General features: G+C 68.2%; 16 protein-coding genes. 8 read left to right on the forward strand and 8 right to left on the reverse strand.

The window, feature by feature from the left end; translation table 11 throughout:
• The first annotated feature begins 3 nt into the window (after positions 1-3).
• The 3 genes from BLV92_RS18400 to BLV92_RS18410 all read left to right on the forward strand — a co-directional run bounded on the left by BLV92_RS18400 (position 4) and on the right by BLV92_RS18410 (position 2,101).
• Entirely contained in the window at positions 4-963 is a 960-nt protein-coding gene (locus BLV92_RS18400) for a triphosphoribosyl-dephospho-CoA synthase (protein WP_090547679.1), read from the forward strand.
• Between the two features lie 90 nt (positions 964-1,053).
• Positions 1,054-1,563 carry a formaldehyde-activating enzyme gene (fae, locus tag BLV92_RS18405; protein WP_090547680.1) on the forward strand — a complete coding sequence of 170 codons (510 nt, stop codon included), beginning with the start codon at positions 1,054-1,056 and terminating at the stop codon, positions 1,561-1,563.
• Positions 1,564-1,693: 130 nt separating this feature from the next.
• Complete coding sequence (locus BLV92_RS18410; protein ID WP_090547682.1) at positions 1,694-2,101, forward strand: hypothetical protein; 408 nt, start codon at positions 1,694-1,696, stop codon at positions 2,099-2,101.
• 105 nt (positions 2,102-2,206) lie between these two features.
• Here BLV92_RS18410 and BLV92_RS18415 read toward each other — a convergent pair whose 3' ends face one another.
• Positions 2,207-2,719 (reverse strand): dihydroneopterin aldolase, encoded by a 513-nt coding sequence (locus tag BLV92_RS18415; protein WP_090547684.1) that lies wholly within the window; start codon positions 2,717-2,719, stop codon positions 2,207-2,209.
• Between the two features lie 348 nt (positions 2,720-3,067).
• On the opposite strand from BLV92_RS18415, the gene BLV92_RS18420 reads away from it, so the two are divergent.
• The 5 genes from BLV92_RS18420 to BLV92_RS18440 all read left to right on the forward strand — a co-directional run bounded on the left by BLV92_RS18420 (position 3,068) and on the right by BLV92_RS18440 (position 9,096).
• Positions 3,068-5,122 (forward strand): sigma-54-dependent Fis family transcriptional regulator, encoded by a 2,055-nt coding sequence (locus BLV92_RS18420; RefSeq protein WP_090547685.1) that lies wholly within the window; start codon positions 3,068-3,070, stop codon positions 5,120-5,122.
• A complete protein-coding gene (locus tag BLV92_RS18425) occupies positions 5,119-5,715 on the forward strand; it encodes a flavoprotein (RefSeq protein ID WP_090547687.1) in 597 nt (198 codons plus the stop codon). The genes BLV92_RS18420 and BLV92_RS18425 overlap by 4 nt, the downstream gene beginning before the upstream one ends.
• Positions 5,694-7,082, forward strand: a complete 1,389-nt coding sequence (locus tag BLV92_RS18430) for a DUF6513 domain-containing protein (RefSeq protein ID WP_090547688.1) — start codon at positions 5,694-5,696, stop codon at positions 7,080-7,082. Before BLV92_RS18425 ends, BLV92_RS18430 begins: the two co-directional genes overlap by 22 nt.
• A gap of 221 nt (positions 7,083-7,303) precedes the next feature.
• The gene (locus tag BLV92_RS18435) at positions 7,304-7,762 is read left to right on the forward strand and encodes a helix-turn-helix transcriptional regulator (protein ID WP_090547690.1); all 459 of its coding nucleotides are present in this window, start codon (positions 7,304-7,306) and stop codon (positions 7,760-7,762) included.
• Entirely contained in the window at positions 7,756-9,096 is a 1,341-nt protein-coding gene (locus BLV92_RS18440) for a type II toxin-antitoxin system HipA family toxin (protein ID WP_090547691.1), read from the forward strand. The genes BLV92_RS18435 and BLV92_RS18440 overlap by 7 nt, the downstream gene beginning before the upstream one ends.
• 35 nt (positions 9,097-9,131) lie before the next feature.
• Here BLV92_RS18440 and BLV92_RS18445 read toward each other — a convergent pair whose 3' ends face one another.
• The 7 genes from BLV92_RS18445 to BLV92_RS18475 all read right to left on the reverse strand — a co-directional run bounded on the left by BLV92_RS18445 (position 9,132) and on the right by BLV92_RS18475 (position 16,389).
• A complete protein-coding gene (locus tag BLV92_RS18445; RefSeq protein ID WP_090547693.1) occupies positions 9,132-9,677 on the reverse strand; it encodes a thioredoxin family protein in 546 nt (181 codons plus the stop codon).
• Between the two features lie 11 nt (positions 9,678-9,688).
• Positions 9,689-10,726 carry a class II fructose-bisphosphate aldolase gene (fba, locus tag BLV92_RS18450; RefSeq protein ID WP_090551153.1) on the reverse strand — a complete coding sequence of 346 codons (1,038 nt, stop codon included), beginning with the start codon at positions 10,724-10,726 and terminating at the stop codon, positions 9,689-9,691.
• 45 nt (positions 10,727-10,771) lie between these two features.
• On the reverse strand, positions 10,772-12,778 hold the full coding sequence (gene tkt / locus BLV92_RS18455; RefSeq protein ID WP_090551156.1) for a transketolase: 2,007 nt from the start codon (positions 12,776-12,778) through the stop codon (positions 10,772-10,774).
• A gap of 119 nt (positions 12,779-12,897) precedes the next feature.
• Positions 12,898-13,770, reverse strand: a complete 873-nt coding sequence (locus tag BLV92_RS18460) for a phosphoribulokinase (protein ID WP_090547694.1) — start codon at positions 13,768-13,770, stop codon at positions 12,898-12,900.
• A 46-nt stretch (positions 13,771-13,816) separates the two neighbouring features.
• Complete coding sequence (locus BLV92_RS18465) at positions 13,817-14,911, reverse strand: class 1 fructose-bisphosphatase (RefSeq protein WP_090547696.1); 1,095 nt, start codon at positions 14,909-14,911, stop codon at positions 13,817-13,819.
• Between the two features lie 10 nt (positions 14,912-14,921).
• On the reverse strand, positions 14,922-15,935 hold the full coding sequence (gene cbbX / locus BLV92_RS18470) for a CbbX protein (RefSeq protein ID WP_090547698.1): 1,014 nt from the start codon (positions 15,933-15,935) through the stop codon (positions 14,922-14,924).
• Positions 15,936-15,960: 25 nt separating this feature from the next.
• Complete coding sequence (locus BLV92_RS18475; RefSeq protein WP_090551158.1) at positions 15,961-16,389, reverse strand: ribulose bisphosphate carboxylase small subunit; 429 nt, start codon at positions 16,387-16,389, stop codon at positions 15,961-15,963.
• Positions 16,390-16,423 lie beyond the last annotated feature (34 nt).

A 16,423-nucleotide genomic window follows, 5' to 3' on the forward strand; every position in this document is an offset into this window, starting at 1 on the left:
GCGATGGCCGCCCGTCCGCCTGTCTCCACGCTGATCGGCCGCGCGCGCGCCGCGTTTCTCGACGCATGCCGCCTCGACGTCGAAACCGCAAAGCCCGGCAACGTCAGCATCGCGAGCGCCGGTCACGGGATGACCGCCGCGCAGTTCGTCGCGAGCGCGGACGCCGCCGTCGACGCGCTGTTCGCGCCTGGCGCGAAAGTCGGCGCGCGGATACTCGACGCGGTGTCGCGCACGCACGAAGTCGCGGGCTGCAACACGAACCTCGGCATCGTGCTGCTGATCGCGCCGCTTGCGGCCGCCCTCGATCGCATCGACCCCGGCGACGACGGCGCAGCGCCGCTCGCGGCCGCCGCATGGCGCGCCGCAGCAGAAAAGGTGCTCGCGCAACTCGATGTCGACGACGCCCGCGCCGCGTACCGCGCGATCGCGCTCGCGAATCCGGGCGGCCTCGGCGACCCGCCCGAGCAGTCGGTCCATGCCACGCCGACCGTCAGCCTGCGCCAAGCGATGGCGCTCGCCGCCGAGCGCGACAGCATCGCGCGGCAGTATGCGAACGGCTTCGCCGACGTGTTCGGCGCGGGGCTCGCGGCGGTGCGCGAAGCGCCCGCGCACCGTCCGTCGCTCGCGACGCTGAACGCATATCTCGCGTTCCTCGGCGGCTGGCCCGACTCGCACATAGTGCGCAAGCACGGCCTCGCGCTGGCGCAGAGTGTCACGCTCGCGGCACTCGAACATCACATGCGGCTGCGCCACGCGCTCGCGCAGCATCACGCGATCGAGGCCGCCGCGCTCGACGCATGGGACGCGCATCTGAAGGCGCGCGCCGTGAACCCCGGCACCAGCGCGGACCTGACCGTCGCGACGCTGTTCGTCGCCGCGCTGTGCGGATTGCCGGCGCTCGCGCCGCCCGCGCCCGCCGGCGAGCGCGCCGAACCGGACCGCAACTGGCATGGAACGTGTTAGTTGCAACCACCGTACTTCAGTCCCAGCAGGCGCGGACACCGTCCCGCGCGCGCTAACCGGCAGTTCCAGTCACTCAACAGGAGGAGCAGCATGGCCAAGATCAATCGCGTCCTGGTAGGAGAGTCGCTCGTCGGCGACGGCAACGAAGTCGCCCACATCGACCTGCTGATCGGTCCGCGAGGTTCCGCGGCGGAAACCGCGTTCTGCAACGCGCTCACGAACAACAAGGACGGCTTCACGTCGCTGCTCGCCGTCGTCGCGCCGAATCTGCTGACGAAGCCGAACACGGTGATGTTCAACAAGGTCACGATCAAGGGAGCGAAACAGGCGGTGCAGATGTTCGGCCCCGCGCAGCACGGCGTCGCGCTCGCGGTCGCGGACAGCGTCGAGGACGGCACGATTCCGAAGGACGAGGCGGACGACCTGTTCATCTGCGTCGGCGTGTTCATCCACTGGCAGGCGGACGACGACAAGAAGATCCAGAAATTCAACTACGATGCGACGCGCGAGGCGATCCAGCGTGCGGTGGCCGGCGAGCCGAGCGCGGCGGAAGTCGTCGCGAAGAAGGCGAGCGTCGCGCACCCGTTCGCGGCGAACTGACGACGCGGCAAGACGTCGAAACATTGATGCAAGGTCCACACCTCGCGGTGCGGGAAATGCACGGCGGACGCGGCGCCCACCACGGGCCGCGCTCCGTCGCGAAAGCAGAGGGAGTCGAGAGAGGCAACGTATGACCAACGCATGGCGAACGCTGATCGCCGGCTGCTGCATCGCAGCCGCACCGCTCGCGCTCGCTGCCGGCGACACCGGCGGCGACGATGGAGCCGCGCAGGGCGGTCATGATTATCCGACCCAGGTGCGCGTCGAGTATGTGCTGAGCTGCATGGACGACAACGGCCACGATTTCGTCAACGTGTACAAGTGCTCGTGCGTGATCGACAAGATGGCTGTTGCACTGCCGTATAACGATTTCGTCGAGCAGTCGACGTTCTCGAAGTACGCGTCGATGGGCGGCGAAGGCGGCGCCGAATTCCGCATGGACCGCGCCCGCGCACAGACGAAGAAGTATCTCGCGCTGCAGGCGGACGCGTACCGTTCCTGCGGGATCGGCAAGCAGACGACGGCGGCGGCTAAGTAGGCGCCGAGCCCGCCCGTTCACGGGCGTGTGCAGCACGCATGCGGCGCGACCCATCGTTCGACGGGCCGCGCCGCATGCGTCTGCGCGCTGGTGGCGCAGCGGCCGTCAATCCGGAATCAGCCCCTCTCCGAGCGACGCATACCCACCTTCATACGCAGCCCGAACCGGATCGCGCCGGCGCTCGATCACGACGCCGACCGCATCGACGTCGTCGAAACGCGCGGGTTTCGCGACCTGCACGCGAACCCAGTGCGCGCCGAACCCGTCGATCAGTTGCTGCGCGACCGCCTCGGCCAGCGCCTCCAGCAGCTTCACGCCATGCGTCGCGAGCAGCGCGTGCAGCGCATCCCGGACCGCCGCATAATTGACCGTGTCCTCGATGCGGTCCGTATGGCATGCGCGCAGCGACGGCACGCCGATCGCGAGGTTCATCGTCACCGGCTGCGGCGTGTGCAGTTCGTCGTCGTCGATGCCGATGATGGTCCGGCCGCGAAAGTTCTCGATAAACACGATGTCCATGCTGGCGGGCGCCGCGTGCGGCGCGGCGAATGCGAACGGCAGCGCGGACGCGGCGACGCCGGACGCGCGGGAAAGTCGAACGGTATCGATCAGATTCATGTCGGGCTCCGCCGCGCTGCGGCTCGGGGTGGTCGGGATGGGCCGCGCAACGGCACGGGACAGACTGCGCCAGCCCTGCAACGAGTGCGTCCGCCACGGCGGCGAACGCGCGCTTCCAGCCCGAAAAGCAAGAAGCGGGCGCGTTCGCGAGCCAGGGACAGTGGCTATTGAACAGAACACGCATCGAGCGTACAGTTTTTTGCGCAGTCCATTTAAAAGACGATCGAACACGGTCCATCAAACGTCGCGTCGGCCGGTCATTCACGCGATGCAGCGATTCATTCGCAGGGCGAAGCCGGTTTCGGCGATGCCCGCTGCATCGAAGCCCGACGCCAGGAGACAAGCCTCATGTCGTCGCTCGCAGAGATTCATGCGCACGCGCGTCAAGTGCTGAACGTCGTCAACCATCAACTGGCGCTGCATCCCACCAGTGATTCCGTCACGCAGTCGTGGACGCGCTGCGTGAACGAGTTCCACCTCGACCCGTCGCGCTTCGTCGTGCCGCCGGTGCTGACCGAGCGCGAACTGGCCGCGCGCCGCGAGGCGCTGTCCGACCTGATCGCGTGCTCGAAGCTCGAAATGACCACGCTGTATCAGCAGCTCGCCGACCCGGAACTCGCGGTCGTGCTGGTCGATGCCGAAGGCGTGATCGTGCATCAGGTCGCGTCGGTGCCGTTCGCGGAGACCGTCGCCGCCGACGGCTTTCGCATCGGCGCAGTATGGAGCGAGCGCGAGGCCGGCACGAACGGCATGGGTACGTGCCTCGCGGAACGCGACTGCATCGCGGTGCGCCAGCACGAGCACTTCTATCCGCGTTATACGTCGCTCACCTGCTCCGCCGCGCCGATCTTCGACGATCGCGGCGAGATCGCCGGCGTGCTCGACGTGACGAGCCGCTCGAAGCTGTTGCAGCAGCATTCGCTGGTGCTCGTCGGCATGTCGCGGCAGATGATCGAGAACCGGCTGATCGACGCGCGCTACCGGCACGCGAACATGATCCACTTTCACAGTCGTCCTGAATTCGTCGGCACGCTGCACGGCGGCAAGCTCGCGGTCGGCGACGACAGCACCGTGCTCGCCGCGAACCGCAGCGCGCTGTTCCAGCTAGGCTTCCGCTCGCTCGCGGAACTGCGCGGCAAGCGCATCGAGGAGGCGTTCAATGCGTCGCTCGAAGACATGATCGCGCGCAGCATCCGCGGCTCGTTCCATCCGGTCACCGTGTACAGCGCGAACGCGAGCAACCGCTTTTTCCTCGTCGCGCAGACGCCGCAGAACGGCACGAAGCACGCAAACCCGATCGTCGTCGCCCCGCCGGCCGCTCGCGGCGGCGGCGCGGGTGCCGCGACTACCACCGCCGCCACGCCGGATCGCCGCGAAACCCGCGGCCGGCTCGATCGCATCGCGCATCTGGAATTCGGCGATCCGCGGATGGCGTCGCAGATTCAACTGGCGGCGCGCGTGATCCAGCGAAAGATCCCGATCGTGCTGCGCGGCCCGACCGGCACCGGCAAGGAAGTGTTCGCGCAGGCGCTGCACGGCATCAGCCCGAATTCGGGCGGGACGTTCGTGCCGGTGAACTGCGCGTCGCTGCCGGAAAACCTGATCGAGAGCGAGCTGTTCGGTTATCGCGCGGGCGCATTCACCGGCGCGCAGCGCGAAGGACGGCGCGGCAAGATCCTGCAGGCGAACAACGGCACGCTGTTCCTCGACGAGATCGGCGACATGCCGCTCGCGTTGCAGGCGCGGCTGCTGCGCGTGATCGAGGAGCGCGAGGTGACGCCGCTCGGCGCGGAGACGACGACGAAGGTCGATTTCCAGCTCATCAGCGCGAGCCACCGCAACCTGCTCGAACTCGTGCAGGGCGGACTGTTCCGCGAGGACCTGTACTACCGGCTGAAGGGCATCGAACTGACACTGCCGCCGCTCGCGGAGCGCGCGGACAAGCTGCCGCTGATCCAGCATCTGCTCGACAGCGAGACCGGCGGCGACCCGCCCGACCTGACCGACGAAGCGACGCACGCGCTGCTGAACTACGCGTGGCCCGGCAACATCCGCCAGTTGCGCCATGTGCTGCAGATGGCGATCGCGCTGTGCGATGGCGAGCCGATCCGCTGCTCGCATCTGCCGCCGGAAATCACCCAGGGCGCGCAGCCGACCGTCACCACGGCGACCGCGATGCATGCGGAAACGCCGCATCTCGCGGACGATGCCGACATCTCCGCGCTGAACGCGATCCAGTTGAACGAGCGGACGACCGTGCTCGGGCTGCTCGACGAGCATCGCTGGAACGTCAGCAACGTCGCGAAGGTGCTCGGCATCAGCCGCAACACGCTGTACCGGAAGATGCACCGCCTGCACATCCGGCTGTCGCACGACGGCCTCGCGCCGGACGGCGACGCATGACCGGCACGCCCGCGCGTTCGCTCGCCGACTTCAAGCCGGACGCGCGCTTCGCGTGGTGCGTGACCGGCTCCGGCCATCTGCTCGAAGAATCGCTCGCGCTCGCGCTGCAACTGCCGCGCACCGATCTGTTTTTGTCGTCCGCCGCCGAGGAGGTGCTGCCTCTGTACGGCTGGGAGCTTCCTCGCCTGCGCCAGCACTTCAAGGTGGTGCGCGACAACAGCGCGAGCAGCGTGCCGGTCGGGATGCTGTATCACGGGATGTATCACACCGTCGTGATCGCGCCGGCAACCAGCAACACCGTCGCGAAATGCGCGCTCGGCCTGTCGGACACGCTGCCGACCAACATGTACGCGCAGGCCGGCAAGCAGTGCATTCCCGGCATCGTCTTTGCTTGCGACACCGAACCGACCGTCGTCACGCAAAGCCCGGACGAATGGGTCGAGCTGCGCCCGCGCCGGGTCGATCTGGAGCACGTCGAACGGCTCGCGCGGTTCGAGCACACGACGCTCGCGCGCACGCTCGACGAGCTGAAGACGGCCCTCGACGCACGACTCGCGACACTCGACCTCGCATGGAACACATCGTCTTCCTGACCGGACGCCTCGCCGAAAAGAGCCTCGCACGGGTGCTGGACAGCATGGCGCCGACGCCGTTCAGCTGGGAGATCCGCGAAATCGGGCTACAGGTGGCCGCGCTGATGACCGCCGACATGATCCGCCGCCGCGTAGCCACGCCTCTCGCCGCCCAAAGAATGATCGTGCCGGGCCGCTGCCGCGGCGACCTTGCCGCGCTGACCGCGCACTACGGCGTGCCGGTCGAGCGCGGCCCCGACGAGGTGAAGGATCTGCCGCAGTTCTTCGGCCGCGCGGCGCGGCCGTTCGACCTGTCGCGCTACGAGACGGAGATTTTCGCGGAGATCGTCGATGCGCCGCGCCTCGACCTCGACGGCATGCTCGCGCGCGCCGCGCACTACGTCGCGCAGGGCGCGGACGTGATCGACGTCGGCTGCCTGCCGGAGACGCCGTTCCCGCATCTCGAAGACGCCGTTGCGATGCTCAAGCGCGAAGGCTACCGCGTGAGCGTCGATTCGATGCGCACCGACGAACTGCTGCGCGGCGGCCGCGCGGGCGCCGATTATCTGATGAGCCTGAACGTCGATACGCTGTGGATCGCGGACGAAGTGCCGGCGACGCCGATCGTCGTCGCGCGCGAGCCGGCGGATGCCGCGTCGCTCGATACGGCGATCGACAGGCTGACGGCGCGCGGCCGCGCGTTTCTCGCGGACCCGATCCTGGACCCGGCGCCGTTCGGGCTGGCGGCATCGATTGCGCGTTACGTGCGGCTGCGCGAGCGGTATCCGCAGATCGAAATCATGATGGGCGTCGGCAACGTGACCGAGCTGACCGAGGCGGACACGACCGGCATCAACGCGGTGCTGTTCGGCATCGCGGCGGAACTACGCGTGCGCGCCGTGCTGACGACGTCGGTGAGCCTGCATGCGCGGCGCGCGGTGCGCGAGGCGGACGTCGCGCGGCGGATGATGTTCGCGGCGAGCGAGGCCCAGGTGCTGCCGAAGGGAATCACGCAGGATCTCGCGACCGTGCATGCGAAACGGCCGTTTCCGTATGGTTCCGCCGAGATCGACGAGTTCGCGCAGCAGGTGCGCGATCCGAATTTTCGCGTCCAGGTTGCCGAAGACGGCGTGCATGTCTATAACCGCGACGGGCACTGGCGCAACGACGATCCGTTCGCCTTCTATCCTCAACTGAAGCTCGAACACGATGGCGGGCACGCGTTTTATATGGGCGTGCAACTGGCGCGCGCGGAGATCGCGTGGCGGCTCGGGAAGCGATTCGACCAGGATCAGCCGCTGGATTGGGGATGTGCGGTCGATCGGGAGGTCGAGGATCTCGGGCAGTGGTGCGGAGTCGGGAGTACGAAGAGGAAGAACGAGGGGTGAATACGGGAAGGTCCGGCTGACCTTCTTTCCCGGCAATGGCTGGTTGGCGCGTCCGTCCCGGCATGCGCCGTGAAGCGCACCGCACCGCACTTTAACAGCCTATAAGCTGTATTTTCAATTTACAGCCTATAGGCTGTTTTTCCAGGCTGAATACACCTTATAGGCTGTATTTGCCAAAAACAGCCTATAATCTGTTTTCCAGCCCCCTCCGGAACTCCGCGATGAGTTATCCCATCAAGACCGTCGACCAGCTTGCGCCCACGCTCAAGGCCTTCCGGCGGGCGGCCGGCCTGACCCAGGCCGACCTGGCGGCCCGTCTCGGGATCACGCAGCAAACCTATGCGCGCCTCGAAACGAACCCGCAGACAGTAAGTCTCGCGCGCTTTCTGCGGGTGCTGTCGGTGCTCGATGTCCAGATGACGCTCGCGACCTCGGACCCTGCTTCCACCAGGCCGCGCCAAACGACCACTGCGGCTTCCGGCGACAAAACCTCGGCTTCCGCGGCGAAGCGTGTACGGCAAACCTCAGCCGCAAACGTAGCCGCCGCGACCGCGCGCAAAAAAGCCAGGCCCGACGCAGCCGCGCCGGAACAGCGCCCCGCCACGACGAAGCGCAAGCCGGCCCGGCGAAATTCAAACCGCGCGCCCAGGCCCGTCGTTTCGAAGCGCGAGCCATGGTAATCCGCATCGGGCAAGCTCCGCGTCACCGCCGGCTCAACCTGTGGATGAACGGCCTGCCGGTCGGCTATTGGGAAGTCAGGCGCGGCAACGACGTACTGTCGTACTGGCCGGAGTGGGTCGACGACGAGCAGGGTCGCCCGCTTTCGCTGTCGCTCCCCTTCCTGCCCGGCAACCTGCCCCACAACGGGCAGGTCGTAGCGGATTATTTCGACAACCTGCTCCCCGACAGCGCGGACATCCGCAGGCGGATCGCCGCGCGCTACAAGACGCCCGGCACGTCGCCGTACGATCTGCTCACCGCGCTCGGCCGCGACTGCGTGGGTGCGATCCAGTTGCTTGCGCCCAGCGAGCAACCCACCGACCTGGAGACGATCCACGGGCTGCCGCTCGACGAAGCGGCTGTGGCCCGCCTGCTCCGCGACACGACCACGGGAGCCGCGCCCGGCCAACCGGTCCGCAGCGAAGACTTGCGCCTGTCGATCGCCGGCGCCCAGGAAAAAACCGCGCTGTTGCGGCACAAAGGCCAGTGGCTGCTGCCGACCGGCAGCACGCCGACCACGCACATCCTGAAGCTGCCGCTCGGCCTCGTCGGCGGCCGGCAGGCGGACATGCGCACGTCCGTCGAAAACGAATGGCTGTGCGCCCAGATCGTCGCGGCCTACGGGCTGCCTGTGGCGCATTGCGACATGGCGGTGTTCGAAGACCAGAAGGTGCTGGTGGTCGAACGATTCGACCGGCGGCTGTCGAGCGACGGCCGGTGGATCATGCGCCTGCCCCAGGAGGACATGTGCCAGGCGACCGGTACGCCGGCACGGGCGAAATATCAGACCGACGGCGGACCGGGCATCGAGAAGATCATGGAAATCCTGTCGAGATCCGCAACGGCAGACCTCGATCGCCGGAACTTCTTCTTCGCGCAGATCGTCTTCTGGCTCCTCGCCGCAACCGACGGGCACGCGAAGAACTTCAGCATCGCGCATCGCAGCCATCACCGGTACGTCGCCACGCCGCTGTACGACATCCTCTCCGTGCATCCGATCGTCGGGCGCGGCGCGAACCATATTCCGCGCCAGGACGTGAGGCTCGCGATGTCCGTGCGCGGCAAGAACCTGCACTACCACGTCGAGGAAATCCTGCCGCGCCACTGGATCGCCCAGGGCAGCCGGGTCGGTTTCGCCGCGGACGAAGTCGAGGAAATGCTCGTGCGCGCGGCGCGATCGACCGGAGCCGTCATCGACGCCGTCGCCGCCGCATTGCCGCGCGGCTTCCCGCAGGACGTCGCCGACGCCGTGTTCAGCGGCATGCGGCGTCTCAGCCGCAAGCTGCCGCGCTGAACGGTGCGGTCAAAAGCGACGAACCAACACCCCGATCACTTCCACTTGATCGAACACCCCAACGCCGGCATCTGCTCCCCGCTCGCGGCCCCGGTCAACGCAACCTCGCGCATCGCATCGAACAGTTCGCGCCGCGCGCCAGCAACCGCGCTCCTGCGCGAAGCATCGAGCCGCCCGCGATACCGCAGCCGCAACCTCGCGTCGAACCCGAAAAACTCCGGCGTGCAAACCGCGCCATAGGCCCGCGCGACCTCCTGCGTGTCGTCGTGCAGATAGAAGAACGGCAGTTCCGCGTCCTCCGCGAGCGCGACCATCGCGTCGAACGAATCGTCCGGATACTCGACCGCATCGTTCGCGTTGATCCCGACGAACCCGATCCCGAACGAACGCAACGCGAGCGCATCGCGCACCATCGCCGGCAGCACCGCCTTCACGTACGGACAGTGATTGCAGATGAACGCGATCACCACGCCGCGCGCGCCGCGCACGTCCGCGAGCGTATAGGTCCGGCCGTCCGTCGCGCGCAGCGCGAACGGCGGCGCGGCCATGCCCAGTTCGCCCGGCGGCGCTTCGGTGGCCATCGCCGCCCCGCTCAGTGATAACGACGCGCCATCGCGTCGAGCGGCAGCGGCCGGATCCGCTCGGCCGCGCCCGCGCAGCCGAACGCATCGAAGCGCGCCGCGCACAGGTCGCGCGCCGCGGCGGTGGCCGCCTTCAGCGCCGCGCGCGGATCGAACTCGCCGCGCGCCTGCGCGAGCGAGCGCCGCATCGCGCCGGTCATCGCGAGCCGGATGTCGGTGTCGATATTCACCTTGCGCACGCCGTTCGCAATCCCGCGCCGGATCTCGTCGACCGGCACGCCATAGGTGTCCGGCATCTCGCCGCCGAACTCGCGGATCACGTCGAGCCATTCCTGCGGCACCGACGACGACCCGTGCATCACCAGATGCACGTCCGGGATGCGTGCGTGAATCTGCGCGATCCGGTCGATCGCGAGAATGTCGCCGGTCGGCGGCCGGCTGAACTTGTACGCGCCGTGCGACGTGCCGATCGCGATCGCGAGCGCATCGACGCCGGTCGCATCGACGAACGCGTGGGCCTGTTCGGGATCGGTCAGCAGTTCGTCGCGCGACAGCGCGCCCGACGCGCCGACGCCGTCCTCCTCCCCCGCCTCGCCGGTTTCGAGCGACCCGAGGCAGCCGAGTTCGCCTTCGACCGACACGCCGACCGCATGCGCGGCATCGACGACGCGCCGGCTCACCTCGACGTTGTAGTCGTACGCGGCCGGCGTCTTCTGGTCCGGCAGCAGCGAGCCGTCCATCATCACCGACGAAAAGCCGGACCGGATCGCCTGCTGGCACACGGCCGGGCTCGCGCCGTGGTCCTGGTGCAGCACGACCGGGATGTCCGGATGCGCTTCGAGCGCCGCGAGCACGAGGTGCCGCAGATACGGCTCGCCCGCGTATTTGCGCGCGCCGGCCGACGCCTGCAGGATCACCGGACTCTTCGTCGCGTCGGCGGCCTGCATGATCGCGTGGATCTGCTCCATGTTGTTCACGTTGAACGCCGGCACGCCGTAGCCGTTCTCGGCCGCGTGATCCAGCAACTGTCGCAAGGCGATGAGGGGCATCACATCCTCCATCCGGTAGGTCAAGACAAGTCGATCGAAAACCGTTCAGTCGACCCGCAGCACGACGCGGCGCGCGGCATCGGCGACCGCCTGCGCGGTCAGGTTCAGATGCGCGGCAAGCTGCGCGGCGGGCGCGGACTCGCCGAACGTGTCGATCCCGACCACGCCGCCGTCGAGCCCGACGTACTGTCTCCATCCGCTCGTCACGCCGGCCTCCACCGCGACGCGCGGCACGTCCGGCGGCAGCACTGCGTCGCGCCAGTCGCGCGGCTGCCGCTCGAACACCGACGTCGAAGGCATCGACACGACGCGCGCCGCGATGCCCGCGGTCGCGAGCAGATCGATCGCGTCCAGCGCGAGCGCCACCTCGGAACCGGTCGCGATCAGCACCACCCTGCGCACGACCCTGCGCAGCGCGCCGTCGAGCCAGTCGCGCAGCACGTAACCGCCGCGCGTGATCGCTTCGATCTGCGCGTCGTCGCGCGCGGCGAACGGCAGGTTATGGCGGCTCAGCAGCAGGCAGGTCGGGCCGCCGCGCCCGATCGCGGCGGCCCATGCGTGCGCGGTTTCGACGGCATCGCACGGCCGCCACACGTCGAGGCCCGGAATCAGCCGCAGGCTCGCCGCGTGCTCGATCGGCTGATGCGTCGGACCGTCCTCGCCTAGGCCGATCGAATCGTGCGTGTACACGAAGATCGAGCGCGTTTTCATCAGCGCGGCCATCCGCACCGCGTTGCGCGCATAGTCGGAGAACGTCAGGAAGGTGCCGCCGAACGGCACGAAACCGCGATGCAATGCGATGCCGTTCAGCATCGCGCTCATCCCGAACTCGCGCACGCCGTAGTGCACGTAGTTGCCGCCGGACACGCCCGCGCCGTCCGCCTGCACGTCCGCCGCGCCGCTCCATGCGGTCAGGTTCGAGCCGGTCAGATCCGCGGAGCCGCCGAGCAGTTCCGGCAGCACCTGTGCATACGCGTCGAGCGTCAGTTGCGACGCCTTGCGCGTCGCGATCGACTGCGCGCGCGCATTCGCGTCGTGCACGGTCGCGCGGACCGCATCGCGCCATTGCGCAGGCAGCGCGCCGCGCATGCGGCGCTCGAACTCCGCTGCTTCGTCCGGATACTGCGTGCGATACGCGTCGAAACGCGCGGTCCAGTCGGCCTGCGCGGCCGCGCCGCGCGAGCGCGCGTCCCATGCGTTGCGCACGCCGGTCGGCACGACGAACGGCGGATACGGCCAGTCGAGCGCGCGCCGCGTCGCCGCGACTTCGTGCTCGCCGAGCGGCGCGCCGTGCACGTCGTGCGTGCCCGCCTTCGCCGGCGAGCCGCGCCCGATCACCGTGCGGCAGCAGATCAGCGCGGGCCGCTCCGCATCCTTCGCGCGGGCCAGCGCGCGCTCGACCGCATCGACGTCGTGGCCGTCCACGCCGCGCTGCACGTGCCAGCCATACGCCTCGAAACGCGCGGGCGTGTCGTCCGCGAACCAGCCTTCCACCGCGCCGTCGATCGAGATGCCGTTGTCGTCGTACAGCACGGCGAGCTTGTTCAGCCGCAGCGTCCCCGCGAGTGAAGCCGCCTCGTGCGAAATGCCTTCCATCAGGCAGCCGTCGCCGACGAACACATACGTGCGGTGATCGACGATCGTATGGCCGGGCCGGTTGAACTCGCGCGCGAGCAGCGCCTCCGCGAGCGCCATCCCGACCGCGTTCGCGAGCCCCTGGCCGAGCGGGCCGGTCGTCGTCTCGACGCCCGGCGTCACGCCCACTTCCGGATGCCCCGGCGTGCGGCTGTGCAGTTGCCTGAAGCGCTTCAGTTCGTCGAGCGGCAGGTCGTAGCCGGTCAGATGCAGCAGGGCATACAGCAGCATCGAGCCATGCCCGTTCGACAGCACGAAGCGGTCGCGGTCGGCCCATTGCGGATCGGCCGGATTGTGCTTCAGGTGCCGCGACCACAGCGCCACCGCGATTTCCGCCATGCCGAGCGGCATCCCCGGATGACCCGAGTTCGCGCGTTCGACCGCGTCGATCGCGAGCATCCGCAACGCGTCGGCCATCTGCCGCGCGCCGGCCGTTTCGGTATCGTCGCCGCTGGCGGACGTTTCGGCATCGAGCTTCATCGTGTCGTGTCTCCGTATCGAATCGTTGTCGGCCGGCGCTGGCGCGCCGAAGCTCGTCACGCGCGCGCGCGGCGGTCCATCAGTTGCAGGATCATCGGCGTGAAGATCAGCTGCATCGCGAGGCCCATCTTGCCGCCCGGCACGACGATCACGTTCGGCCGCGACATGAACGAGTCGTGCAGCATCGTCAGCAGGTACGGGAAGTCGATCCCCTTCGGCCGCGCGAAGCGGATCACGACGAAACTCTCGTCCGGCTGCGGAATCTCGCGCGCCGTGAACGGGTTCGACGTATCGACGGTCGGCACGCGCTGGAAATTCACGTGGGTGCGCGAGAACTGCGGGCAGATGTAGTTCACGTAGTCGGGCATCCGCCGCAGGATCGTATCGACGACCGCCTCGTGCGAGTAGCCGCGCATCGTCTGGTCGCGATGCAGCTTCTGGATCCATTCGAGGTTGATGATCGGCACGACGCCGACCAGCAGATCCGCGTGCTGCGCGATGTCGATGCCGCCCGCGACGGCCGCGCCGTGCAGCCCTTCGTAGAACAGCAGGTCCGAATCGGCCGCGACGTCCTCCCACGGCGTGAACGTGCCGGCGTCCTGCCCGTACTGCGCGGCCTCGCCTGAGTCATGCACGTAGTGACGGATGCGGCCCGCGCCGCTCTTCGCATAACTCGCGAACAGCGACTCCAGTTCTTCGAGCAGGTTCGCATCCGGGCCGAAGTGGCTGAAGTTCGCGACGCCGTCGCGTTCGCGCTGCTGCATCGCGTCGCGCATGCCGTTGCGGTCGTAGCGATGGAACGCGTCGCCCTCGACGACCTGCGCGCGAATCTTCTCGCGCCTGAAGATGTGCGTGAAGCTCTTCATCACGGTCGTGGTGCCGGCGCCGCTGGAGCCGGTCACCGCGACGATCGGGTGCTTTACCGACATGGCTGTGTCTCCCTGATGTTTGTTGTAACCGCGACGCCCGCGCGTGTCAGGCCGACGCTTCCGGCAGGAACAGCGAGCGTTCGTTGAAGAGCGGCGACGTGTACGGCTTGTCCTCGCCGCGCTCGTGCTCGCGGTGATAACGGCCGATGCGCTCGACCTCGTTGCGCGAGCCGAGGATCACCGGCACGCGGCAGTGCAGCGCGCGCGGCACGACATCGAGCACGCGCTCGCGGCCGGTGATCGACAGCCCGCCCGCCTGCTCGACGAGAAAGCTCATCGGGTTCGCCTCGTAAAGCAGCCGCAGCCGCCCTTCGAGGCCGGACGTGCGGAAGTCGCGCGGATACATGAACACGCCGCCGCGCATCAGGATGCGATGCACCTCGGCGACCATCGACGCGATCCACCGCATGTTGAAGTCGCGCTCGCGGCAGCCGATGCGGCCGTCCTTGCATTCCTGCACGTAACGGCGCACCGGCGGCTCCCAGAAGCGTTCGTTCGACGCGTTGATTGCGAACTCGCAGGTGTCGTCCGGAATCCGGATGTCGGTGTGCGTGAGCACGAAGTTGCCGACGTCGCGCTCCAGCGTGAACGCGTGCGTGCCGTTGCCGACCGACAGCACGAGCATCGTCGACGGCCCGTAGATCGCGTAGCCCGCCGCGACCTGCACGTGGCCCGGCCGCAGGAACGCGGCCTCGCCGCACGGTTCGGCCATGCCGTCGGGACGCCGCAGCACCGAGAAGATCGACCCGACGACGCCGTTCACGTCGATGTTCGACGAGCCGTCGAGCGGATCGAACGCGAGCAGGTAGTCGCCGCGCGCGTATTTGTCGGGAACCGGATGCACGTCGTCCATTTCCTCGGACACCATCGCCGCGAGCAGCCCGTCCCACTCGCAGTGCTGCACGAAGATCTCGTTGGTCACGACGTCCAGCTTCTTCTGTTCGTCGCCGTTCGTGTTGAACGTCTGCGCGGACCCGTAGTGGCCGCCGAGCGCGCCGCGCGTGAGCGCCGACGAAATCTGCTTGATCGCGGCGGCGACGTCGATCAGCAGCGCGGACAGCCCCGCGCCCGCGTGCGGCGACGGCCGGCGGTCGAGCGTGTCGATCAGGAACTTCGAGAGCGTGGTGCGTCCGTCCTGCATGGCGATCTCCTCAGGCAGTCTTCGTGACCGGTTCGGGCGGCGCGCCGCCGGCGCGCCCGTTTCCATCGTCGGGGGCGGCGGCGAACACGCGGCTCGCGCGGATGTCCGACGCCGCGATCAGCGTGAGCGCCGCCTCGTCGAGCGGCGGGCCGCCCGCGAGCGACGACACGAACAGCCGGTTCGCCTGGCGCAGCCGCGCGCGGTCCAGCGCGTTGCGCACCGAGCGCGCGTTTGCAAAGTCGGGCCGCCGCGTGCGCCGCGCGAGATAGTCGGCGAACGCGGCGCGCGACGCCGCATCGAAGCGGTAGTGCATCGACGCGAGCATCCGCTGCGCGATGTCGAGCAGTTCCGCTTCGCCGTAATCGGGAAACGCCAGGTGATGCGCGATCCGCGACCGGAAGCCGGGATTGCTCTGGAAAAACGTCTCCATCCGGTCCTCGTAACCCGCGAGGATCACGACGAGGTCGTCGCGCTGGTTCTCCATCGTCTGCAGCAGGATCTCGATCGACTCCTGCCCGTAGTCGCGCTCGTTGTCCGGGCGATACAGGTAATACGCTTCGTCGATGAACAGCACGCCGCCCATCGCGCGCTTGATGACCTCGCGCGTTTTCGGCGCGGTGTGGCCGATGTACTGGCCGACGAGATCGTCGCGCGTGACCGACACCAGATGATTGCGCCGCAGATAACCGAGCCGGTGCAGCACCTCGGCCATCCGGAGCGCGACCGTCGTCTTGCCGGTGCCGGGGTTGCCGGAGAAGCACATATGCAGCGTCGGCGCGCCGGCCGCGAGGCCGAGCGACGCGCGCGCCCGCTCGATCAGCAGATGCGCGGCGATCTCGCGGATGCGCGTCTTGACCGGTGCGAGGCCGACCAGATCGCGGTCCAGTTCGTCGAGCACGCCGCCGATGCCGGACTCGCGATACAGCGCCGCGAGATCGACCGGCGCGGTTCGGGCATCGTCCGCAGCCGGCGCGCGCGGCGCTTCGCGATCGACCGGCGGCAGCGTTTCGCAGGCGGCGCTCATCGAGGGTCTCCGTCGCGTCGTGGTATCAAGACTTCGGCGCGTAACGCGAGCCGGCCGGCTCGCGCGCCGCGTAACCGGACAACCCGTAACGCTGCACGCGCTGTTCGGCGTCGAAGCGAGTCAACTGGAAACCCGGCTCGTGATCCGGACGGTTCACGATGAACGACAGCCGCATCGTCTCCATCCCGCGCTCCGAATCGAACGCGTTCACCTTCACGTAGTGCCGCGGATACGCGGCGCGGCACGCGCGCACTTCCTGCAACACGCCGGCCGCGTCGCGCAGGTCGAACATCGGCAGCCCCCACATTTCCCAGTACGTGTTGCGCGGATGCGGGTCGTCCGTGTATTCGACCGAGCACGCCCAGCCCTGGCGCAGCGCGTAGTCGATCTGCTGGCCGATCTCTGCGTCGGTCAGGTCCGGCAGGAAGGAAAACGTCCCCTGGGTGATTCGCATGATGAACCTCTCGGTGTGCGGGAAAACGGCGCGA

The organism is Paraburkholderia caballeronis (assembly GCF_900104845.1).
Lineage (GTDB): Bacteria > Pseudomonadota > Gammaproteobacteria > Burkholderiales > Burkholderiaceae > Paraburkholderia > Paraburkholderia caballeronis.